Origin of the sequence: Bradyrhizobium sp. 6(2017) (assembly GCF_011058295.2) — a bacterium.
Lineage (GTDB): Bacteria > Pseudomonadota > Alphaproteobacteria > Rhizobiales > Xanthobacteraceae > Bradyrhizobium > Bradyrhizobium septentrionale.
In genome coordinates this window covers 6,092,911-6,112,748 of sequence record NZ_CP049289.2, presented here as the reverse complement: position 1 = coordinate 6,112,748, position 19,838 = coordinate 6,092,911, and the positions used below count along the sequence as shown (strand labels likewise).

At 63.6% G+C, this 19,838-nt stretch carries 19 protein-coding genes and 1 tRNA gene; 9 read left to right on the top strand and 11 right to left on the bottom strand.

Annotated elements, in window-relative coordinates:
• Positions 1-416: 416 nt before the first annotated feature.
• Both G6P99_RS28850 and G6P99_RS28845 read right to left on the bottom strand, forming a co-directional pair.
• A complete protein-coding gene (locus G6P99_RS28850) occupies positions 417-2,825 on the bottom strand; it encodes a calcium-binding protein (RefSeq protein ID WP_029080218.1) in 2,409 nt (802 codons plus the stop codon).
• A gap of 192 nt (positions 2,826-3,017) precedes the next feature.
• Positions 3,018-3,938: a LysR family transcriptional regulator gene (locus G6P99_RS28845; protein WP_246709651.1), complete on the bottom strand. Its 921-nt coding sequence runs from the start codon at positions 3,936-3,938 to the stop codon at positions 3,018-3,020.
• 129 nt (positions 3,939-4,067) lie between these two features.
• Here G6P99_RS28845 and G6P99_RS28840 point away from each other — a divergent pair, with 129 nt between their 5' ends.
• Together G6P99_RS28840 and G6P99_RS28835 are read left to right on the top strand one after the other, a co-directional pair.
• Entirely contained in the window at positions 4,068-5,423 is a 1,356-nt protein-coding gene (locus G6P99_RS28840) for an MFS transporter (protein WP_029080220.1), read from the top strand.
• 33 nt (positions 5,424-5,456) lie between these two features.
• Positions 5,457-6,701, top strand: a complete 1,245-nt coding sequence (locus G6P99_RS28835; RefSeq protein WP_029080221.1) for a metal-dependent hydrolase family protein — start codon at positions 5,457-5,459, stop codon at positions 6,699-6,701.
• 342 nt (positions 6,702-7,043) lie between these two features.
• Here G6P99_RS28835 and G6P99_RS28830 read toward each other — a convergent pair whose 3' ends face one another.
• A complete protein-coding gene (locus tag G6P99_RS28830; protein ID WP_165124310.1) occupies positions 7,044-10,223 on the bottom strand; it encodes an autotransporter outer membrane beta-barrel domain-containing protein in 3,180 nt (1,059 codons plus the stop codon).
• A 569-nt stretch (positions 10,224-10,792) separates the two neighbouring features.
• On the opposite strand from G6P99_RS28830, the gene G6P99_RS28825 reads away from it, so the two are divergent.
• A complete protein-coding gene (locus G6P99_RS28825) occupies positions 10,793-11,983 on the top strand; it encodes an adenylate/guanylate cyclase domain-containing protein (protein ID WP_029080222.1) in 1,191 nt (396 codons plus the stop codon).
• A 73-nt stretch (positions 11,984-12,056) separates the two neighbouring features.
• On the opposite strand, the gene G6P99_RS28820 is transcribed toward G6P99_RS28825, so the two are convergent.
• A complete protein-coding gene (locus tag G6P99_RS28820) occupies positions 12,057-12,452 on the bottom strand; it encodes an NUDIX hydrolase (protein ID WP_029080223.1) in 396 nt (131 codons plus the stop codon).
• Positions 12,453-12,792: 340 nt separating this feature from the next.
• On the opposite strand from G6P99_RS28820, the gene G6P99_RS28815 reads away from it, so the two are divergent.
• The 3 genes from G6P99_RS28815 to G6P99_RS28805 are packed head-to-tail and all read left to right on the top strand — an operon-like array spanning position 12,793 to position 13,472.
• Positions 12,793-13,089, top strand: coding sequence for a hypothetical protein (locus tag G6P99_RS28815; RefSeq protein ID WP_246709648.1), 297 nt, complete (start codon positions 12,793-12,795; stop codon positions 13,087-13,089).
• A 13-nt stretch (positions 13,090-13,102) separates the two neighbouring features.
• Positions 13,103-13,282 (top strand): hypothetical protein, encoded by a 180-nt coding sequence (locus G6P99_RS28810; RefSeq protein ID WP_084518414.1) that lies wholly within the window; start codon positions 13,103-13,105, stop codon positions 13,280-13,282.
• The gene (locus G6P99_RS28805) at positions 13,245-13,472 is read left to right on the top strand and encodes a hypothetical protein (RefSeq protein WP_029080225.1); all 228 of its coding nucleotides are present in this window, start codon (positions 13,245-13,247) and stop codon (positions 13,470-13,472) included. Before G6P99_RS28810 ends, G6P99_RS28805 begins: the two co-directional genes overlap by 38 nt.
• Positions 13,473-13,914: 442 nt before the next feature.
• Here G6P99_RS28805 and G6P99_RS28800 read toward each other — a convergent pair whose 3' ends face one another.
• The 3 genes from G6P99_RS28800 to G6P99_RS28790 all read right to left on the bottom strand — a co-directional run bounded on the left by G6P99_RS28800 (position 13,915) and on the right by G6P99_RS28790 (position 15,138).
• Positions 13,915-14,124 (bottom strand): hypothetical protein, encoded by a 210-nt coding sequence (locus tag G6P99_RS28800; RefSeq protein WP_165124306.1) that lies wholly within the window; start codon positions 14,122-14,124, stop codon positions 13,915-13,917.
• A 252-nt stretch (positions 14,125-14,376) separates the two neighbouring features.
• Positions 14,377-14,763, bottom strand: a complete 387-nt coding sequence (locus tag G6P99_RS28795; protein ID WP_029080227.1) for a VOC family protein — start codon at positions 14,761-14,763, stop codon at positions 14,377-14,379.
• Positions 14,764-14,778: 15 nt separating this feature from the next.
• Complete coding sequence (locus tag G6P99_RS28790) at positions 14,779-15,138, bottom strand: MerR family transcriptional regulator (protein WP_035976643.1); 360 nt, start codon at positions 15,136-15,138, stop codon at positions 14,779-14,781.
• A gap of 249 nt (positions 15,139-15,387) precedes the next feature.
• On the opposite strand from G6P99_RS28790, the gene G6P99_RS28785 reads away from it, so the two are divergent.
• Together G6P99_RS28785 and G6P99_RS28780 are read left to right on the top strand one after the other, a co-directional pair.
• Positions 15,388-16,185 carry a lytic murein transglycosylase gene (locus G6P99_RS28785; protein WP_165124303.1) on the top strand — a complete coding sequence of 266 codons (798 nt, stop codon included), beginning with the start codon at positions 15,388-15,390 and terminating at the stop codon, positions 16,183-16,185.
• Positions 16,186-16,272: 87 nt separating this feature from the next.
• Positions 16,273-16,695 carry a hypothetical protein gene (locus G6P99_RS28780; RefSeq protein ID WP_084518404.1) on the top strand — a complete coding sequence of 141 codons (423 nt, stop codon included), beginning with the start codon at positions 16,273-16,275 and terminating at the stop codon, positions 16,693-16,695.
• A 73-nt stretch (positions 16,696-16,768) separates the two neighbouring features.
• Here the strand turns inward: G6P99_RS28780 and G6P99_RS28775 are convergent, their stop codons facing one another.
• Complete coding sequence (locus G6P99_RS28775; protein ID WP_029080230.1) at positions 16,769-17,155, bottom strand: YciI family protein; 387 nt, start codon at positions 17,153-17,155, stop codon at positions 16,769-16,771.
• A gap of 547 nt (positions 17,156-17,702) precedes the next feature.
• Here G6P99_RS28775 and G6P99_RS28770 point away from each other — a divergent pair.
• A tRNA-Gly gene (locus tag G6P99_RS28770) sits at positions 17,703-17,776 on the top strand.
• 48 nt (positions 17,777-17,824) lie between these two features.
• Here G6P99_RS28770 and G6P99_RS28765 read toward each other — a convergent pair.
• From G6P99_RS28765 to G6P99_RS28755, 3 genes are all read right to left on the bottom strand, one after another.
• On the bottom strand, positions 17,825-18,844 hold the full coding sequence (locus G6P99_RS28765) for a tyrosine-type recombinase/integrase (protein WP_165124298.1): 1,020 nt from the start codon (positions 18,842-18,844) through the stop codon (positions 17,825-17,827).
• A 192-nt stretch (positions 18,845-19,036) separates the two neighbouring features.
• Positions 19,037-19,429, bottom strand: a complete 393-nt coding sequence (locus tag G6P99_RS28760; RefSeq protein ID WP_165124295.1) for a hypothetical protein — start codon at positions 19,427-19,429, stop codon at positions 19,037-19,039.
• Positions 19,426-19,836 carry a hypothetical protein gene (locus tag G6P99_RS28755; protein WP_165124292.1) on the bottom strand — a complete coding sequence of 137 codons (411 nt, stop codon included), beginning with the start codon at positions 19,834-19,836 and terminating at the stop codon, positions 19,426-19,428. Before G6P99_RS28755 ends, G6P99_RS28760 begins: the two co-directional genes overlap by 4 nt.
• Positions 19,837-19,838 lie beyond the last annotated feature (2 nt).

Here is a 19,838-nt window from a genome sequence, read left to right as displayed (position 1 = left end):
GTCGTTCGGGGCAGGGAGGACGTTCAAGCGCACACGGAAGAGTGTAGGGTTCATGGCGAGCATCCGAACGATATCGAGTGGCTTGTAAGATGTTGAAATAGTTGTATTTTTGTCTTTTGAGCAGGGCGGCTGGGAGTGCCGGCAACCGGCCAGGCTCGCCAGGCGAAGTTCCATCCTGATAGTGAACTCGGAATTGAGTGCGCATCGCCCGATGCGCAAGCGATGCTCGTCAGATCGTGAAGTTGGGACGGGCGCGTTGTTAGTTCCTGTGGCGAAGGTTCAACCGGCTGGTCTCGACTGTTTGTCGCAGCCGCGAGCCTGTTCCAGGGGACCGCGAACTGCGCTCATCTGGACGCAACGCCAATCCGCTCAAGCTGAGACCCGTGGGCCCAGAACAAGGATCGCGGCGCGACTGCTCAGGAAAATCTGAACATGCTCGCGTCGAGCTGTCCCGGTGTGATCCCGATCAGCCAGGCCGCGTTGCCTGCGGCATCGGTGATGATGGTCGAGGCGATGCCAGCGGCGTAGGTCTCGGCGGCCTGCACATCGGCAAACGAATGCAGCGATGTACCCGCGAAGTTCAGGATGTCATTGACACCGCCTGCATTGAAATCCTGGATGACCATGACTTCCGACGTCGTGTCGTCGATAGTGAATATGTCGGAGCCACCACCGCCCCAAGCGTAGTCGACGCCACCGCCGCCATTGATCACATCGGCACCGGTGCCCATCAGAAAGACGTCGACGCTACTGCCGCCGGTAACTGTATCGCCGCCATTGGAGCCGTAGATGTAATTCTGCCCTGAACCGCCGTAAATGACGTTGCCGTCGGTCTCACCCGAGGAGATGAAGATGTTGAGACCTGCGCCGCCATACATCGTATCGATGCCTGCGCCGCCATAGAAGTAGTTGGTGCCCATGTCGCCGTAGAGCACATCGTTTCCGGCTTCGCCGTACATCACATTCACGTCCGATGCCGACGCTCCACCAGTGCCATCGAGCAAATCATCGCCCGCGCCACCGAACAGGTAATTGAAGCCGGCGCCGCCGTAGAGGACATCGTTGCCGTCTTCGCCGAGCAGCACATCGAGGCCGTCGCCACCATAGACGGTGTCATCGCCAGCGCGCGCATAGGTGTAGTCGTTGCCGGCGTTGAGATAGAAGATGTTCGCGTCGGACGTGCCGACAAGCACGTCGTTGTAGGCGCCGCCAACCAATCCTTCGATCGAATTGAGCTGATCCGTGCCCAGTCCGGGCGCGGTGACGACCGGGTTGGTGAGATAAATGAGAAGATTGCCCGTCGCGCCCGAGAAGTCCGCGAGATCAAGTCCGCCACCGCCGTTGAGGGTGTCGTTTCCAGGTCCGCCGCTCAGCGTATCGCCTTCCGCGCTGCCGTTCAGCGTGTCGTCTCCGTCCAGCCCTTCGAGCCAGCCGCCGTAGGATGGCGCGGTGAGCGTCTCGGCCGCCGACGTTCCAAGCGTCACCAGCGATAAGGTCTGGTCTGAAAACTGCAGCGTATTGACGCCAATCAGAGTGGCGCTGCCAAGCGGCGATCCCGGGCGTGTGTCGGTGAGGATGAAGGAGTTGCCGCTGCCGCGCGATATCTGGAAGGCGCTGAGCGGTGCAGCGAAGGTGGCCGTATTCTGGGCAAGCGGGTCGCCGTAGGCGGTATCGTTGCCGCCGCTCAAGATGAACGTCTTGGTCCCCGAGCCGCCGTAAAGCAGATCGTTGCCTGCGCCGCCGTCGAGCGTATCGTTGCCGTTCCCCCCGTAAAGCACGTCGTTGCCGGCGCCGCCGGCGAGTGCATCGTTGCCGTTAGCTCCGTAGAGCCGGTCGTTGCCTGCGCCGCCAGCGAGCGTGTCGTCGCCGTCGCCGCCGTAAAGCAGGTCGTTGCCGTCACCGCCGTCGAGAAGATTGCCGCCTTCATTGCCGATCAGCCGATCGTCGCCGTTGCCGCCGTAGAGCGAGTCGGCGTCGGTGCTTGCCGTGAACGCAAGACTCGACGTGGCATAGATGAGGTCATTGCCATCGTCGCCATAGAGCTGGTCGGCCCCGCTGCCGCCGTTGATCGTATCGTTTCCGGCATCACCGTGGATGAAATCCGCGTCGCCGCCATCGCCGCCATACAAGCTCCAGCCGGGTGTGTCGCCCCACAGCTGATCGTCGCCGACGCCACCGTAGATGACGTCCTTGCCGGCATCGCCGGTGATGTAATCCGCACCCGCTTCGCCGAGCAGGATATCGTCTCCGGCGCCTCCCGACACCGAGTCGTTGCCATTGCCGCCGTAGACAATGTCGTTCCCGGAATTGCCGTTCAGCGAGTCGTTGCCATCTTCGCCGTAGACGACGTCGTCCCCGGGGCCGCCGCTCAGATAATCGAACGCGCCGCCACCGACGACGGTGTCGTTGCCGGCTTCACCCGAGAGAAAATTGTTGGCGGGGTTGTTCGCCAGAACCGTATCGTTGCCGGCCAGGATTGCGCGCCACAGCCCTGAAATATCGAGGCTCGACGTGATGGTGTAGCTGACCCCGGTGATCGATTCCCAAAGCGACGCCCCGTCGCTGGACGTCCAGCTAATCCCGGTGACGACACCGCCTGTCAGACTGCTTCCGCTATAGGTCAGCCCAGTCCCGATGATGTTGATCAGACCGTAGGTGGAGCTGGGCAGTCCACTCGGATAGATGGGATCAAAGCCGAACTGCAAACCCCAGGGTTCCGCGATAAAATCGGTTTGCGGTTCGACGATCTGCCAAATCGGATCGCCGTTGGGAAACGACGCAAACATGAACGGTTCGGGATGAGGATTGATCGTATAAACGGCCATGCTCAACTCCGGCAATATGGCGCCAACGAGGGCGCTCATTAAAACCTTAGGTTACGCATTGCGGGGCGGTTGGAAAGACCCAATTGGGTGATGCACCGGGCCCCGATGCAGTTCCGGCACACGGGGTCGGGCGAGGGCTGCCGCGCCGAAGCCCAAAGGGCGAAGGCGGGCGGCGTCCGACGTCCCGCCCGCTCACGCCATCCGCGCAAACAGCTCGACCAGCGTCTCGCGCAACCAGCGTTGCGCGGGGACGGTGTCGTTGCGCTGGTGCCAGAACAGGCTGACAACGCGCGGCGGGGCCGGCAGCGGCACCGGCATCGCGTGCAGATCGGGTGCTTGGCGGGACTGCGCGCTGAGATCGCGCGGCAGCACGGCGATCAAATCGGACTGCCGCAGGATTTCGTAGGCGGCGTTGTAGTGATTGACAGTGGCGACCAGATTGCGCGACAGCCCGCGCGAGGCGAGAAACTGGTCGTAGGTCGGCAGCGTCCTGCCGGCGAGGCTGACATCGACATGCTTGGCGGCGAGGAAGCCGCGCGTGCTGAGCCGCTTCTGCCTGGCGAGCGGATGATCCCGCCGCATCATGCAGGCATACTCGACGGTCCACAGCGAGCGTGAGCGGATCACGGCCGGCGGATGCTGCGCCTCGTTGACATAGACGCTCAGCACGCAATCGACCCGGTTGTCCTCGAGCCGGTCGCCGATCTCCAGGATGGTGTTGGGCATGGTGTGGATGCGCGCGGACGGCGCCACATCATTAAAGCGGTTCAGCAGCCGCGGCATCACAAGCGAGGAGACGTAATCCGACATCGACAGGCTGAATTCAGCCTGGGTGCGCCGCGGATCGAAGGCATCCTCGTCGAGCGCGTGGCGGACGTTTTCCAGGGCGTCGCCGATCGGCTCCCACAGCGCCACGGCGCGCTGCGTCGGGCGGATCCCGCTGGCGGTGCGGACGAACAGGGGGTCGCCGAGCGCGTCACGCAACCGGGCGAGCGCGTTGCTGACCGCGGGCTGGGTCATGGTCAGCGCGCTCGCGGCGCGCGTGACGCTGCCCTCGGTCATCAGCGCCTCGAAGACTTTCAGAAGGTTGAGGTCGAGCGTGCGGAAGGCCATCGGCAATATTCACGTTGGTGATGTACTAGATAATAATTATAAATTATTGCCATAATGTCGATTTGTCTATCATTCCCCGATTGACCCCGCGGCGCGTGCCGAACCGTGGGGCGCCGAGGGGGATGTTTCATGTCGATGATATCGGCGCGCATCGAGCGCCTGCCGTTCGCGCGTTTCCATGTTCACCTGCTGCTGATGGGCGGCCTGGGCTATCTGTTCGACGCGATGGATGCCGCGGTGCTGGCGTTCATCCTGCCGGTGCTGCGCACCGCGTGGGGGCTCACCAATGTCGAGACCGGCGTGCTCGGCAGCAGCACCTTCGTCGGCTATCTGTTCGGCGCGCTGTTCGCAGGGATGCTGGGTGACCTGATCGGCCGCCGCGCGGTGATGATGTCGGCGCTGGCGCTTTACAGCGCGGCCTCGCTGGCGAGCGCGGCGGTGGACAGCTGGCCGTCGTTCTTCGCCGCACGCGTCGTCGCCGGCATGGGCACCGGCGCGGAGAGCGCGATCATCGCGCCATACCTCGCAGAGTTCGTGGCGCGGCGTTACCGCGGCAGCTTCACCGGCGCGCTCGCCGGCTTCTTCTCCTTCGGCTTCGTCGCCGCCGCCTTGCTCGGCTATTTCATCGTGCCCGCCTATGAGAACGGCTGGCGCATCGTACTGGTCATCACTGCCGTGCCGGTCGTGATGCTGCTGTGGTGGCGCCGCTCGCTGCCGGAATCGCCGCGCTGGCTGGAAAGCCGGGGCAGGGTGCAGGAAGCTGAGGCGGTGCTCGACAAGATCGAGGCCAGCTTCGCGCGTGAAGGCCGCGTGCTGCCGCCTGCGGTCGCGGAGCCCGCTACGCCGGCCGCATCGTCGGGGACGCTGCTCAGCAATTTTGCGGCGCTCCTGGCCGGCCGCCAGGCGCGGATCACCACCATGACCTGGATCATGTGGCTGTCGATCACGTTCAGCTACTATTCGTTCTTCGTCTGGATTCCCGGCCTGCTGGTCCAGAACGGCATGAGCATAACCAAGAGTTTTGGCTACTCGCTCGCGATGTATTGCGCGCAGGTGCCCGGCTATTTCACCGCCGCCTGGTTCAACGAGCGGATCGGAAGGCAGGCCACGATCGCATCCTACATGCTGCTCGGTGGCGTCGGCGCGATGGGACTCGCATTTGCAAAAAGCGACGGCGAGATCATGCTGGCCGGCCTGGTGCTGTCGTTCTTCATGAACGGCACCTATGCAGGTGTCTATGCCTACACCGCCGAGGTGTTTCCGACCGCGATCCGAACCACGGGCGCCGGGCTCGCATCCGCGATCGGCCGCATCGGTGCGATCATCGCGCCGATCCTGGTCGGCTATCTCTATCCCAATTTCGGCTTTGCCGGCGTGTTCGGCGTCACCACGTCCGTGCTGGTGATCGGTGCCGTCACCGTCGTGCTGATGGGCGTGCCGACGCGCGGTCGATCGCTCGAAGACATCGCAACCGAAGCTGCGTGATCACGCAGGCCGCGTCCTGACAAGGAGACCATCATGTCCACCATCCTCTTCAAGAATGCTGCGCTGCTCGATCCGCTGCGGCCAGATCTCCTCGAAGGCCATCACGTGCTGGTCGAGGATCGCCTGATCAAGGAAGTGTCCGATCGGCCGATCGAGGCCGCCGCGGACCGGGTCATCGACCTCAAGGGCAAGACCCTGATGCCCGGTCTGATCGACCTGCATGTGCATGCGGTTGCCGTCGAGCTCGACCTGTCGCAGCAGGCGCGGATGGCGAATGTGCTGGTGACGCTGCGCTCGACCATGCTGCTGCGCGGCATGCTGAAGCGCGGCTTCACCACCGTCCGCGATGCCGGTGGCGCCGGCTATGCGCTGAAGCAGGCGATCGACACCGGGCTGACCGATGGTCCGAGGCTGTTCGTCTCCGGCCGCGCGCTCAGCCAGACCGGCGGACATGGCGACGGGCGCGCCCGCTCGGACTATCTGAACGATCCGATATGCTCCTGCTGCGTGCGGGTTGGCGCGATCGCACGCGTCGTCGACGGCGTCGATGCCGTGCGCAAGGCGGTGCGCGAAGAGCTGCAGATGGGCGCCGACCAGATCAAGATCATGGCGTCCGGCGGCGTCGCGTCGCCGACCGATCCGATCGGTGCCTTCGGCTATTGCGAGGACGAGATCCGCGCCATCGTCGCGGAGGCGCGGGCGCGTCACACCTATGTGCTGGCCCATGCCTACACCGCCGAGGCGATCGAGCGTGCAGTGCGTTGCGGCGTGCGAACCATCGAGCACGGCAATCTGGTCGATCTGCCGACCGCGCGGCTGATGGCCGAGCAGGGCGCCTATGCGGTGCCGACGCTCGTCACCTATGAGGCGCTGGCCACCGAGGGCGCGAAATACGGCCTGCCGGCGGCGAGCGTCGCCAAGGTCGCCGACGTGCGCGATGCGGGGCTGCGCTCGCTCGCGATCTACCGCGAGGCCGGCGTCAGGATGGGATACGGGTCCGATCTGCTCGGACCGTCGCAGCGGCTGCAGAGCGACGAGTTCCGGATCCGCGCCGAGGTGCTGGGTGCGCAGGCGGTGATCGAAAGCGCGACAATTGTCGGCGCCGAAGTGCTCGGCATGGCGGGCAAGCTCGGCCGCATCGTGCCGGAGGCCTTCGCCGATCTCCTGGTGGTGGAAGGCAATCCGCTGCGCGACGTGGCGTGCCTGCTCGGCCAGGGCGAGCACATCCCGCTTGTCATGAAGGCCGGCAAGGCCGAGGTCGATCGGCTGGGCGGGTAGGGCCTCCTTGTCACCTCGCCCCGCGTGCGGCATGGCGATCGCATATGGCGCTTGCGGGCTTCTGCAACTGAGGTGTCCACGTTGTCATGGCCGGGCTATGGGACGAGGCTGATAGCCGGATGCGATAGCCTGCCGTCGCAGGGAGGTAATGCCAAAATATCGAAAACAACCCCATGCAAAGTAGCCGGCGGCTGCCGGCGGACACGGCAGCTTGACTCGTCGGGCAACTCAGCGGCATTATTCGATTATACAGAAATCGTGCAGCTTCGCTCGTCTCGACCCCGCAAGCGGGAGAGGTGCAGCCAGTTCAGTCTGACTTCAGTGTGCTTTAGTCTTCGGTTCTCACCACACCACGCGGAAGCCGGCGGTGCCCTTGTAGCTGTGGTTGTCGCCGGCATCCTGCAGGCTGGCGCGATAGGTCGCTTCGCCGAACAAAGTGTAGCGGCCGTTGGCCCAGCTGTAGCTGCCGCCGCCGCCGATGCTGCCCCACAGGCGATCGTTGGCACTGGCAAAGCCGGTGCCCGCGACATCGACATTGCTGCCGTCGAGGAATTCGTAGTGCAGATTGCCGATCGCGTAGAGGTCCGAGCGGACGATGCTCGTCCCGTCATACCAGCTCTTCTGGTGATTGAGCATAAGACCGACGCGGCCGAGCAGGCTGTCGGCGTTGGTGAGCGAGACCAGCGCGCCGAAGCGGTCGGTGAAGCCGTCGAAGTCGACCTTCGAATAAGCGAGCTGCGCCTGCGGCGTCAGCGAAAACCCGTTGCTGACATCGAATCGCTTGCCGCCTTCGATACTGAAGGCATAACCGAGGCCTTCATTGCCGTGAGCCATGTTGCCGACAAGATCGGAAGTGAGATCGCCGCGGTAGAACATGGTCTGCATCTGGCCGTCGACGTAGACGCCGTTGTCGCCATACCAGGTGGCGGTGGCGCCGACGCCGGTGCCCTCGGCGCGGATGCGGCCGTTGCCGAACAGCGAATTCACATAGGCCGTGGTCAGGCCGTATTGCAGCGTAAGCCCGACGATCAGGCGCCCATAGCTGTTCTCGAGCGCAAGGCCGTCGAGCCCGGCCTGCGCCTTGAACTGATCGCTGTTGGTGGTCGAGCCCGTGGTGTTCGACGGCCGCAGGCTGGATTGACCGCCCTCGACGCGGCCCCAGAATGCCGACTGCGTCCACGAACTGTCCGCCTGCGCCGCCGGCGTGACGCCCATCCGCGCCATCGCCTCTCCGGCGCCGCCACCCCAATAGCGGTTGCCGACGCGTTCCTGCAGCGACGGCAGTTCGTTCATGCCGAGCAGCACCCCGGCATAGTTTTCGTAAAGCGGCACGCCGGGCTGATAGAGCGGACCTGCGATCACGGGCGGTGTCGTCGGATCGCTGGGATTGGCGAGGCTGGAGCGCAGATACCAGTCGCCATCCGATGGCGTCGAGATGCCGTTCTTCTGCAGCGTGTAGCCATAGGCGCCGGCGACGATCGCCTGCTCGCCCTTCAGCACATAGTCGCCGGCCAGCGCGAAGGTGCCGTTCGAGGCGCCGGCGACGTCGATCAGCCTGATGCCGTCAACCGTCTGCACGCCGCCGCCGCCGAAATTGGTGACCTTCACGGTCGAGGTGCCCGAAGTGCTTCCCAGCACGAAGAGGCGGTCGGTGGCTGAGCTATCGCCGCCGAGCACGGTGTTGAACAGCAGCGTTCCGCCATTGCCGGCGTAATTGCCGGCGACCGTCAGCGTGGTCCCGGGCGTCGTGCCGAACCGCAACGTGCCGGCATTGCTGAATCCGCCCACGACCTGGCTGAAGCCGTTGAGGTCGATCGTGGTGCCGGCGCCGGCCGTGACGGCAGATACCGAGCTGAAGGCATCGGCCGCACCGGCGCGCAGCGTACCGCCGCTGACCGTGGTGGCACCGCTGTAGCTGTTGATGCCGGACAGGATTTGCGTGCCGCCGGTGAGTGCAAGCCCGCCGGTGCCCTTGATCGCACCGGCAAACGTGTCGCTGGCATTGGTGAGTGTCAGCGTCTTGGCGCCGAGCGCGACATTGCCGCTGCCGGCCAGACTCTGGATGCTGGTGCCGGCGCCGGTGAGTCCGGAGATATCGAAGACCGAATTCGCCACCACATGGCTCGAATTGCTGATCGATCCCGTGCCTGCAAGCGCCAGCGTGCCGCCGGAGATCGTGGTCAGGCCGCTATAGGCGTTGACGCCGGACAGCGTCTCGGTGCCGCCCGTGAGCGTCAGGCCGCCGCTGCCGCCGATCACGCCGGCGAACGTGTCGTTCGCGGCCGTCAGCGTCAGCGTCTTGGCGCCGAGATCGACGCCGCCGGTGCCCGACAGCCGCTGGATGCTGGTGCCGGCGCCGGAGAGCCCTGCGATGCTGAACGTGCCGTTCGCGATCACCTGGCTGGAGGCGGCAATATCGCCACCGCCGGTCAGTGACAGCGTGCCTCCCCCGATCGTGGTCGCGCCGCTATAGGCCTGGACGCTCGACAGCGCCTGCGTGCCGCCGGTGAGCTGCAATCCGCCGGTGCCGCTGATCGAGCCTGCAAACGTATCGTGCCCATTGGTGATGATCAGGTCCTTGGTGCCCAGCGTGACGCTGCCGGCGCTGCTGCCCGCGAGGCTCTGGATGTGCGAGGCGGCATCGGCGATGCGCGAAATGTCGAAGGTTGCATTCGCGACGACCCGGCTTGAGTTGGCGAGGGCATCGCTGGCGCCGGCGATGACGCCAATCGAGAGCGTGCCCTGCTGGATCACCGTCTCGCCGGTGTAGGTGCTGCCGCCCCGGAGGAACAAGGTTCCGGCGCCGGTCTTGGTCAATCCGCCGACGCCGCTAAGGCCGCCGGCGCTTGAAGCGATGACAGTGAACCCGTTGGTGTCGAAGGTCAGCCCGCCCGCGGCGATGTTGTTCTGGGCGGCCGTTCCGCCGAAGAAGTTGGCGTTGTTGCCGACGGCGCGGACGAGGGCGTTGTCGTAATTTACCTGGCCCCCGGCGTTGCTGATAGCGATGTTGCTTGTCTCCAGCGTGCCGCCGCTGATGTTGAGGGTGCCTGAGCCGGTGCCGGCAGGGCTGGTGACCACGATCCTGCCTCCGGTGACAACAGTCGCACCGTTCTCGATGTTGAGGGTGTTTGTGCCAACAGCGGTGATATTAAGTATGCCGTTGATGTTCCATCGCGATCCGGCTCCGGTCACGGTCACGGTGGATGTCGTGCCAGTGGTAGTGCCGATCGAAAGGGAGGCGCCGGTGGTGGTCAATATCGCGCCGTTTTGAATTGTGAGATTGGCCGTCGCTCCAGCTATGGGGCGAACACTGAAATTGCCTGTCGTGCCGGTCGCCCCGGGGGCTACGCCGAGGACGACGTTTGCACCCGAACCAATGGCAACCGCTCCGCCAGCGACCGGGGCCGTTCCCGTGCTCCAGTTCGAGCCGACCGTCCAGTCGTTGCTGGTGGCGCCGGTCCACGCCTGCGCCGCCGCGGATCGCGGCGACAGCGCCGCGAGCGCGGCTACCGAAGCGCTCATCAACAGCAGGCGTTGGAAATGCACGCGTCCGCGGGATGGTGATGCAGTTCGTCGCGCACTTAGGCGAAGCTTGTCATCCGTCTGTCGCTGTTTCGTCGCAGCCCCGATGCATTCGCGCATGGTGCTTTGGCCCCTTGTTCTTGCCGCTGCCCGGCAGGTTGCATTCCGGCAAACATTCGCCGACAGCGGATGTGTGTTACGCTATGTGACTCACTGTGAGCTGACAAATGAAGGTTGTATCGTGGGCAACGAAGCGGAGCGCGGTGTGCTCGCGATGCAACGTCCGCGCGCTGCAATTAATCGATCGCTAACCAGTTGAGTCGCGTTGGGCACGGTACCGTGCGCAAGCACATGTCAGAGGCCGCCGGGCAAGGTCGCAATCGCAGGGGTAACGCCGTTCGGAGAGACAGGTAACAGATCGTCGGCATGGAGGGGGCTTGGGCAGGCCCGCATGCGGTGCCTCGACCGCTAGACGCGCACGATCACATTACCGCTGGCAACGTTGACGTGGCCGGGCGGACACACGACATACCGCCTGCCTGATCCCACTCGCCGCTCCGGAGCAAGAAATGAACGCGCCCAACATCGATTCCGTCGCTCCGCAGTCTGACGGCGACATTGTGCGCTGGCTGACCAACGAGACGCGCGACCAGCGCTTCATCGACAACATCTTCGCCGAGCTCTGCCTGCGGCTGCAGCGTGCGGGCATTCCCCTCAAGCGCGCGACGATGAATCTCCTGATCCAGCATCCGCAATGGCTTGGCGCCCGGATCATCTGGGCCGACGGCAAGCGCGAGGCCGAGATCACGCGGGTCGACTACGAGGTCAGGGAGCGCTCGGAATATATCGGCAGTCCGGTCTATGAAATCCATGAAGGGGCGACCGAAGTGCGCGAACGGCTCGAACGCGAGCCGGGCCGCAAGCACGCGCTCTATGACGAGATGCGCGCGCAGGGATTGACGGACTATGTGGCGTGGCCGCTGCTTCATACGCTTGGCAAGCGGCATGTCGTGACGTTTGCGACCGACCGGCCCGGAGGTTTCGACGATGCGCAAATCGCCAGCCTCTCGAAGCTGCTGCCGGTGCTGGCGCTGGTCAGCGAAATCCGGATGAAGAACCGCCTGGCGCGGACGCTGCTCGAGACCTATGTCGGGTCGCATGCCGGCGAGCTGATCCTGGCGGGTGCGACGCGGCGGGGCAGCGGGACGACGGTGCGCGCCGCGATCATGATCTGCGATCTCAGGGACTTCACCCGGATATCGGACAGCTGGCCGCGCGACGACGTGATCGATCTCCTGAACGATTATTTCGACGCGATGTCGGAGCCGATTGCGCGGCATGGCGGGGAAATCCTGAAATTCATCGGCGACGGACTGCTCGCCATCTTCCCGCTCAGCGACCCAAAAGCCTGCGCCAATCTGCTGCACGCCGTGTCCGAGGCGCGGCTGGCGATGGCGGCGCTGAGCGAAAAGAACAGCATGATGGGCCGGGCGCCGATGAATTACGGCATCGGCGTCCATGTCGGCGACGTCATGTACGGCAACATCGGATCGCGCACCCGGCTCGACTTCACCGTGATCGGACCTGCGGTGAACATGGCGTCGCGCCTCGAAGCGCTCACCAAGCAATTGGGAAAAAACGTGCTGCTGTCGCGTGCGTTCGCCGACCTCGTCGAACGCGATTTCCGGCTCGAACGCGTCGGCGAACACGCGGTGCGCGGCTTCAGCGAGCCGATCGAGCTGTTTGCATTTCAAGGGTGAGGGCCGGGACGTTCGGAGAGAGGCCAATCCGTAGCGTGGACGTCAGCTCCCGCTACAGCGAATCTTCCGCCGCCTATCTCCGAGGCCGCTGCTTTCTGGGAAACAGCCGATCGCGGATGTAGCGCGAGGTCGGCGTCAGGCGGAGGCCCCGCGGCTTCTGCCAGGCGGCGCGGTCGATCTCCTTCTTGTCGCCGATCGCCAGCCTGCCCTTGGCAAACTTGGCGATGAAGATCGCGTCGCTCATCCGGCGGCCGGAACGCTTGTTCTTGGCCGTGACTTCCTTCCACAGGCTGAGCCGGCCGAGCTTGAGCTTCGGCAGCTCTTCCTTGATCTCGCGCCGTAGACAATCCTTGCCGGTCTCGCGCGGTCGCCGCCGCCCGCCGGGGAACATCCACAGGCCGTCGGATCGGCGTCGTACCAGAAGAACCTTGCCGCGCTTCGCGGCGACCAGCTTGGAGGACTTGGGCATGTACTGTGCAATGATCGAAACAGAATCGCCGTCATTTTAATTTGTCTATTTGAGTAGACAAGTTCGATGGCGCATTGTTCCACTGCCTTTGTTGGCTGTTCGCCGACGACGCGGGCGTGACGATTGAGGAGCTTGCGACGGTGCGCGTCCTCTGTCGATCAGGGTATTCATCCCCCAACAGCCCCACGTTGAAGTCGTGACAACTGTCACCCTCGGGGTTCCGGCAGAAGGAACTCGCCGGATCGAGTTCGGCAACCGTGTCCCATGATAAGCGGGTGTACCGCTTGACTCAATGTTCTTGTTTTGTTCTAATTGCCTCCACCGTGAACAGGAGGCCGCCATGGACAACCGTATCAGTGAAATTCGCAGGCAGATCAGGGCGCTGCGCGTCAGCATGCTGGAGGCCGAGGCCATCATGCGCGAGCAGCTCAACCGGGACGAGGATTGCGCCTTCGTGGCCGGAGACCTGCCGAAGATGCGTCTCGTCATGAGCCGTCTGGTCGAGGAGCGCGGCGTCCTTGGCGACCGCGAGCCGATTATCGTGCATGCGAGCGTGGCGCCGCGGCGCCGCACGACGGCACCCGTTTCCATTCGCCCGGGGAGGCCAGCGCTGGTCGCCAGCGAAGCGCGTGCGTGATGACGCGCTCAGGATGCTGCGGCTGCGCGCCGAGTTGCGCGAGCTCGACGCATCCGTGAACCGGCTCAGGCGGGCCGGGCGCGACAGCGCGTCGGCGCAGCTTCTGCTGTCGCGCAAGCGCGCCGAGCTGGAAGACGTGATCTGCCGGAGGAAAGATGAGAGAGCCGCTTCGGTATTTCCACGACAGCGATGATCACGCGCCCTGGATCAAGGCGCTGGCCGAGGTTCGGCACCGGGCAACGCGGGAAGGCTGGTGCTTTCACCACGTGCAGGCGATCATCGTGGCGATCGATCAGTATGCGGAGGCCGCGCTCGGCAACCGCGAATTCTTCCTCAACCGGCCGCAAACCGTCGGCCCGCGCAGGCGAGGCGATGTGCCATAGCACGCCGCCCAGGCAGTTGATGTCATCCGATGACTTGCTTGCGAGTATTGCGTGGGGCAGGGTTGAACGGCCCCGGCGAGATGTCGTGATCGCCGGAGCCGTCCCCGTCCTTGGTGTTTTCTCCCAGAGCGTGGATTATAGTCGGGAAGAAATGGCAATTGGAATGCCCGCTGTATTACGGGTGTGGATTGTGCTCGCCTACGAAATCCCGACGCCTTGTGCGCCGGGGCCGGTCGTTCGTCGCTGGGCTCGGCAGGTTCGCTCGCCGATTGCCGTTCTCGTTTCGGAGACGGACCCCGGCGTTGCAAAATCGAGAGGGGAGAGAAGAAAGGGCCGCGTTTTCGCGGCCCCTCTTTGTGCAATCAATTCGAAATATGAAGCAGGCACCGGATCAACGGGGCTACGTTACGTCATTACCCAACAGCCTTGAAACACCGTGAAATTATAGGTGTGGACGCATCAATGATGGAGACGGCTCGTCCGGCCTGCCGCCTGCGAGCCGTTTCCGGATCACCGACAGCCGGCAGTTCACAGCGGCCTCCGTGCGTCCAAGCTCCTGGGCGATCTCCCGCTGCGTCAGCAGCGTCTCTCTGAGCAACTGCAACAGCCGGTGCTCGTCCTCCGTGGTCCACTGTGCCGGCTTGATCTGCATACCCGTATTCCCGGAAAGATCGATGAAGCATGTTACGCGATCAGCCAAGACGTCCCGATTGAAGGAACCCCATTTTGATCGTGAATGCCAGTTGTAGCTAGGAAAAACCGGCAATTGGAAATCCGGGACAATACGGGGCCCTCCTGACTGAACGGGACGCGAGCAGACCACCGACCAATCCGTCTCGCTCACGCACGACCGACAGTTCTGAGTAGCGAGCGGCCGTCCGTCATGATCTCGTGGCGGCAATGCTCAGGGCAGCACATCGGCCGGATGCTTGTCGCGATGCTCGACATATTCGACGCGAGTCTGGTCCGGATGCAGCACCAGCATGTTGCGGCCGGTCGGGACCGGCTTGGGAGCCTCCAGCACCGTGGCGCCGACGCGGGGGAGGTGGGCGGCGAACGCGTCGACGTCATCGACCAGAAACGTCAGGTGCGTGGCCGTGAACGGCTTCAGGCTCCGCTCGGTCCCGGCAATGAACAGGATCGAGGCGACCTGCGCGAGCCTCAGATCATATTCCGGATAGTCGAAACGAAGGCGCGCCGTCTGGCCGATCAGGGCTTCATGGAAGGCCACGGCCTCATCCAGACCGTCAAGCGGCAGGTAACGTCTCGCCAGGATATTGAGTATCTTCATCGCCAGGTCCTCATCTCATGCGTTGCTGCGGCTGCGATCCGGCTCGGTCAACCGGCGCGACAAGGCGCGCCGCCGCTGGCGCAGCACCGCAATCGCTCGATCGATCTGGTCGAGCTTCTGCTGCATCACTGCGGAGCAGTTCACGCGAGCGCCGCGCCGGCCGCCTTCCAGCGCGCTCAAGAGATTGCGAAGTTCGCGGGTCGAGAACCCCGAAGCGATCAGGTCTCGCACCCACGCGGCCCGTTCGATCTCCGCTGCGGAGTAGATTCGGTAGCCGTTCGAAATCCGCTGCGGCACGATCAGCCCCGCTGCCTCATAGTGCCGAAGCACCCGGGCACTCACGCCAAGATGGCGCGGCGCCTCCTGAATCCTCATCGCGATCTCCTGTCGAGGGTCGGCCTAGCACCTTGTCATTAATGTCAATGTCAAGCGCAGTGGCGGCCGCAGGGGCCAAATGTCCCGGCCTGGCGGTGGCGGCCGGGATGGCCAATCCGGTCCTCGCGACATATCGTGGCGATCCGCGGCCGAATCTGAGGCGGATTGTTCATCGCCGGGTCATATAAATCCGGCCATCGTCAGCGCCGCGCCCGGAGGGCGGCGGCACATTTGCGGAGGAGGTTTCGGATGGTGAGGGGCTGGCTGATTGCGGCATCGGCGTTCGCTGCTGTCGCGATGGTTGCAACGCTGGGCGTTGAGGCGAACGCGGCGCAGTGCGGCAACGGACCTGGCGGCTTCGAATCCTGGAAGGAGCAATTCGCCGGCGAGGCAAGGGCCAAGGGCGTCGGCGGCACGGCGATCGACGCGCTGATGCAGTCGCATTACGCCAGCGCGACGATTGCCGCGGATCGCGGCCAGCGCAGCTTCGGCCTGTCGCTCGAGCAGTTCATGGCCAAGCGGGGCTCTGCGACCATCGTGGCGCGCGGCCGTTCGCTCAAGCAATCGCAGGCGGCGTTGTTCGCCTCGATCCAGCAGCGCTATGGCGTGCCGCCGGGACCGCTGATTGCGATCTGGGGCATGGAAAGCGGCTTCGGCAGCCAGCGCGGCAACCAGAACATGCTGTCGTCGATCGCAACCCTTGCCTATGACTGCCGCCGTCCGGAATTCTTCACCGACCAGCTCTATGCCGCGCTGAAACTGATCGACCGAGGCACGCTCTCGGGAAGCACGCGCGGTTCGATGCATGGTGAGATCGGCCAGACCCAGTTCATGCCGAAAAACGTTCTCGCCTATGGCACCGGCAATCTCGACGTCGCCGCCAACGCGCTGAACTCGACGGCGAACTTCCTGCGGGCCCATGGCTGGCGCGCCGGCGCCGGCTATCAGCCGGGGGAACCCAACTTCGCCGCGATCGAGGCGTGGAACGCCGCAGGGGTCTATCAGAAGGCGATCGCGATCATGGGGCGGCAGATCGACGGCCAATAAGCGCAGGGCCCAAATTCTTCACATCCAGGTTCCTTCACGCCCTGTTAACGCAACGGTGCCCAGATCGTTTGCGGTGAAACGGAGCAAATGGAAACAGGCTCCATGCTCAAGAACGGCACCTATGCGGCGTGGTTTCGAACGTCGCTTGCTGATGGCACCGGCATCGTCCACGTGGCCGATGGCCGGCTGTGGGGCAGCGATGCCATCATGCTCTACAGCGGCACCTATGAGGTCGACGGCGAGCGCTTCTCCGCGGTTCTGACCACAAGGCGGCACTCCGATGGACATGCGACCGTGTTCGGCACCGACGATCTCGTGGTGCGGCTCGAGGGTGTCTTCAGCGGCGCGATCGCGACCTGCACGGGCAGGGCGGATGCCATCCCCGATCTCGCCTTCGAGGTGACGCTGATTCCGAGCCAGGAGGTGACGCCCGAGCCGCCGCCGGATCTGCCGCTGCCGAAGTTCGATCCGAGCAGGCTTCCGAAGCTGTCGAAACGCTCCAGCCGCTGAGCCGAAGCGTTTTCGAGCGAAGTGGCTACCGGTTCGCGTGAAGAAAACGCGTCAAAAAGAATCGAGCACCCCTCTACGCGTCGCTGGGCCCTGCGGTCTCCGGAAACGGCGCGCCGGGGATGTAAACCTTGAGCGCGCGGATCTCGTAGACTGCCGACGGGTTGACGCTGCGTAGGTCGCGCGCCGCTGCGATCGCCGCTGCTTCATCGGCGCAATCGATCACATAGAAGCCGAGCAGCTGTTCCTTGGTCTCCGAGAACGGGCCGTCGATCACCATGCCGTGGCCCGGCCCGCGCAGCGTGCTGGCCTTGCGGGTATCGCCGAGCCGTACGGCCGGGCCGAGCCGGCCCTTCAGCCGTTGATGGACCTCGCGCAGGCCCGTCATCACGGCGGCGTCCTCTTCGGCGGTCCACGATTTGACCTCGGCTTCGACGTGATAGGCCAGGATGGCATAAAGCATCTATGTGCTCCTCATTTCTGATGCGGCAGGCCGAAGGACGTCTCGCGGCAACCCACGCCGACATTTACCTTGTAGCGGACCGGATCGTTTTTGTGGTGCGACAAGGTATCCCGCGAGGCGCCGCTGGCTGCCGCGCTGGCTCCGCTTTTTCGGCCTCTGATTCGATGTCCGCGTTTGGGGCAGGGGGCGCTAATCGCTCAGCCCGGACCGCAAAAAAGGCGCGGCGGAATTGCTTCCGCCGCGCCCCGTTTTTGTTGTCTCGCTGGTCAGGGCTGAGAGCGCCCCGATGCCAGGCTGATTACTCAAAGCCTAGCGGGCGATCCCAGCGAGGTGACAGCGCTTGAGACAAGACACTAGATCACCTCCTTTCTTTGTTGATGGGACTCACAATATAGGCGGCGAATCCGCCGCTGTTAAGGCCGCCGTCCGGCCCATCCGCGCCAGAAACCGACCGGATTTATAGAAATATGCTCCGTTGACCGGGGAATTGGGACGCGAACCGAACCAGTTGAGGCGGCCGTCCGGCCGTGTTAGGTGATCGCCTGACGCGGGTGTAGCTCAATGGTAGAGCAGCAGCCTTCCAAGCTGAATACGAGGGTTCGATTCCCTTCACCCGCTCCAATACTTAGCCCGCTTTCACCAGTCGGGTTTTGCTGCCGGTTTTGCAAGTTACGTTCCCTTTTTGTTGATTTGTTGGATCAGCGCTTGGGTCGCCGCCGTGCGGCCGACATAGCGCCGGATGATCTTCGCAACCTCATCTTCCGACCACGCCATGACCTCGGCGATCACACGTTCCGGAATGCCGGCGATGTAGAGCTTGGTGACGGCGGTTCCCCGCAAATCGTGAAAGTGCAAATCGTGCCCTTTCATCTTCGCGACGATCTTGGCGCGATCAAATGCGGTGCCAAAACCGTTGGTGGTCCACGGCCGCCGGCGAACGTTCGTCAGGATGGTTGTCGATCGCTTCGGAATGCTCGCCAGCACGCGCCGCAGATCGTCGTAAAGCGGAATGATTGCGGTGCGACGATGCTTGCTCTTGCCCGTCGTAATCGTAATGGCGTCTTCGCCAACGTGAGACCATGACAACCGCAGCAGATCGCCGAGCCGAAGGCCAGTATGCGCAGCCAGGTCGACCGCATGTCCGACGTCGGCCGAGCACGTTTGCTTGAGCAGCGCGATGTCGGTTTCAGTCCAGATGATCTCTGACCGATTTGTGCTGTAAATCTGTTTGATGCCCTCGCAGGGATTGCCCGCGATCTTGCCCAGCGGATCGACGCCGTATGAGAGAACGCGGGACAAGACTTGCAGTCCATAATCGGCCGTGCGCGGTTTGTCCGCCCATTGGTTGCGCCAGCGGCGGATAATCGGTCGGATTTTTTCTGGCCGATCGAATTGCGCGATGCGTAGTTCGCCGAAGTGCTGCCCGATCTTGTCGAGCCATGGCGCCCAATTTCGCTTAGTGGAATCCGCCAGCTTCTTATAGTCGTCGCTGCCTTTGTAGAGCGTTACCAAAGACCGAAAACGATCCGTGTCAGGCGCGCGGCGATTTTCAATAGCCTCATTGTACGAGGCCATGAACTCCGGCGAGCCGGGTTCGCCGCGAAGGCGCGGACCCTTCCGCCAAGCGTAGTAATAAACCTGCCCCTTGGACGTGACCTTAGCGATGCCCTTCAAATCAACTTTGACCATGGCGTGCCTCGAACTCTGCTAATTCTTTGTCCAAATCATCCGGCGCGGCTGATGCCTGACCGGCTGTCACAACCACTATCTTACCATCCTTGTCGATCTCGATGCGCTGAACCACAAGGCCAGCGGCTATCGCTGCCCTCGCTGCACGGGTCGCGTCCCGTTGTTTGAACGTGCAAGGTCCGCGCGCCATTCTCATCCCGTGCACGTTAGTTCGATGCGAACACATTCGTCACCGTCGTAAATTGCATCCGCGCGACTGATCGTCTTGATCGCACCGCGAAACCACATCTTGTCGCTGATCGTCGGAATCGCGTTATCCTTATTCGAAACGAGGCCCGAGGGGATCGCCGCCGTGATTGCGCCCGGCCAACCCGCACGACGCAAGTCAGTCGGTGAAATGATGACTGTGTAATTCGTTTGGCTGATACCGCCGATGAGTTGCTGAATTCCAAGCGTCTTCACCACGCCGCGCACGTCCGCCTTGGTAAGGCTCTGCGTCGTGGTGCCGACCTGGCGCTGCAACTGCACTGCCTCGCCGCGCAGCCGCAATTGTCGGTCAAGGCGCGCGAGGTGCGCGTTTTTCATCGGCCCTCCAAGCGCACGACAACATTGGTGTTGGCGTAGGTGCCGGTCGTGGTGACCTTCGCGCGCCACGAGGAGCCCATGATGCCGTCCTGATAGGTGTTATCAGCCATAGCGCCGTCGCTCGGCGTGATCGCCGTGGTGACCGGCGTCATTCCCGAAAGGTTGATCACCTTGGTTGCGCTCGCCGTCGTGAAGGCAAAGCAAGCAACGTCAATCCAAGTCTGCCCCAGGTCGAGCGACACTTGGACCCAAACCTTCGCGGTGGTGCCACCGCTGCCATATTGAAATTGTGCTTCAATCGTTGCGGCTTGGATGCCGCCGAGATCAGTGAACGCCGTTTGCGCTTCGCCAGTGATTGCGGTCGTAACGGCGCGTTGCGCAAGTGCGCGATTGCCGGGATTGAGCATGG

Excerpts from the sequence above, each read along its gene's own strand:
- G6P99_RS28850 (WP_029080218.1), bottom strand. The coding sequence starts at position 2,825 with ATGGCCGTTTATACGATCAATCCTCATCCCGAACCGTTCATGTTTGCG.
- G6P99_RS28845 (WP_246709651.1), bottom strand. The coding sequence starts at position 3,938 with ATGGCCTTCCGCACGCTCGACCTCAACCTTCTGAAAGTCTTCGAGGCG.
- G6P99_RS28840 (WP_029080220.1), top strand. The coding sequence starts at position 4,068 with ATGTCGATGATATCGGCGCGCATCGAGCGCCTGCCGTTCGCGCGTTTC.
- G6P99_RS28835 (WP_029080221.1), top strand. The coding sequence starts at position 5,457 with ATGTCCACCATCCTCTTCAAGAATGCTGCGCTGCTCGATCCGCTGCGG.
- G6P99_RS28830 (WP_165124310.1), bottom strand. The coding sequence starts at position 10,223 with ATGAGCGCTTCGGTAGCCGCGCTCGCGGCGCTGTCGCCGCGATCCGCG.
- G6P99_RS28825 (WP_029080222.1), top strand. The coding sequence starts at position 10,793 with ATGAACGCGCCCAACATCGATTCCGTCGCTCCGCAGTCTGACGGCGAC.
- G6P99_RS28820 (WP_029080223.1), bottom strand. The coding sequence starts at position 12,452 with ATGCCCAAGTCCTCCAAGCTGGTCGCCGCGAAGCGCGGCAAGGTTCTT.
- G6P99_RS28815 (WP_246709648.1), top strand. The coding sequence starts at position 12,793 with ATGGACAACCGTATCAGTGAAATTCGCAGGCAGATCAGGGCGCTGCGC.
- G6P99_RS28810 (WP_084518414.1), top strand. The coding sequence starts at position 13,103 with ATGCTGCGGCTGCGCGCCGAGTTGCGCGAGCTCGACGCATCCGTGAAC.
- G6P99_RS28805 (WP_029080225.1), top strand. The coding sequence starts at position 13,245 with ATGAGAGAGCCGCTTCGGTATTTCCACGACAGCGATGATCACGCGCCC.
- G6P99_RS28800 (WP_165124306.1), bottom strand. The coding sequence starts at position 14,124 with ATGCAGATCAAGCCGGCACAGTGGACCACGGAGGACGAGCACCGGCTG.
- G6P99_RS28795 (WP_029080227.1), bottom strand. The coding sequence starts at position 14,763 with ATGAAGATACTCAATATCCTGGCGAGACGTTACCTGCCGCTTGACGGT.
- G6P99_RS28790 (WP_035976643.1), bottom strand. The coding sequence starts at position 15,138 with ATGAGGATTCAGGAGGCGCCGCGCCATCTTGGCGTGAGTGCCCGGGTG.
- G6P99_RS28785 (WP_165124303.1), top strand. The coding sequence starts at position 15,388 with ATGGTGAGGGGCTGGCTGATTGCGGCATCGGCGTTCGCTGCTGTCGCG.
- G6P99_RS28780 (WP_084518404.1), top strand. The coding sequence starts at position 16,273 with ATGGAAACAGGCTCCATGCTCAAGAACGGCACCTATGCGGCGTGGTTT.
- G6P99_RS28775 (WP_029080230.1), bottom strand. The coding sequence starts at position 17,155 with ATGCTTTATGCCATCCTGGCCTATCACGTCGAAGCCGAGGTCAAATCG.
- G6P99_RS28765 (WP_165124298.1), bottom strand. The coding sequence starts at position 18,844 with ATGGTCAAAGTTGATTTGAAGGGCATCGCTAAGGTCACGTCCAAGGGG.
- G6P99_RS28760 (WP_165124295.1), bottom strand. The coding sequence starts at position 19,429 with ATGAAAAACGCGCACCTCGCGCGCCTTGACCGACAATTGCGGCTGCGC.
- G6P99_RS28755 (WP_165124292.1), bottom strand. The coding sequence starts at position 19,836 with ATGCTCAATCCCGGCAATCGCGCACTTGCGCAACGCGCCGTTACGACC.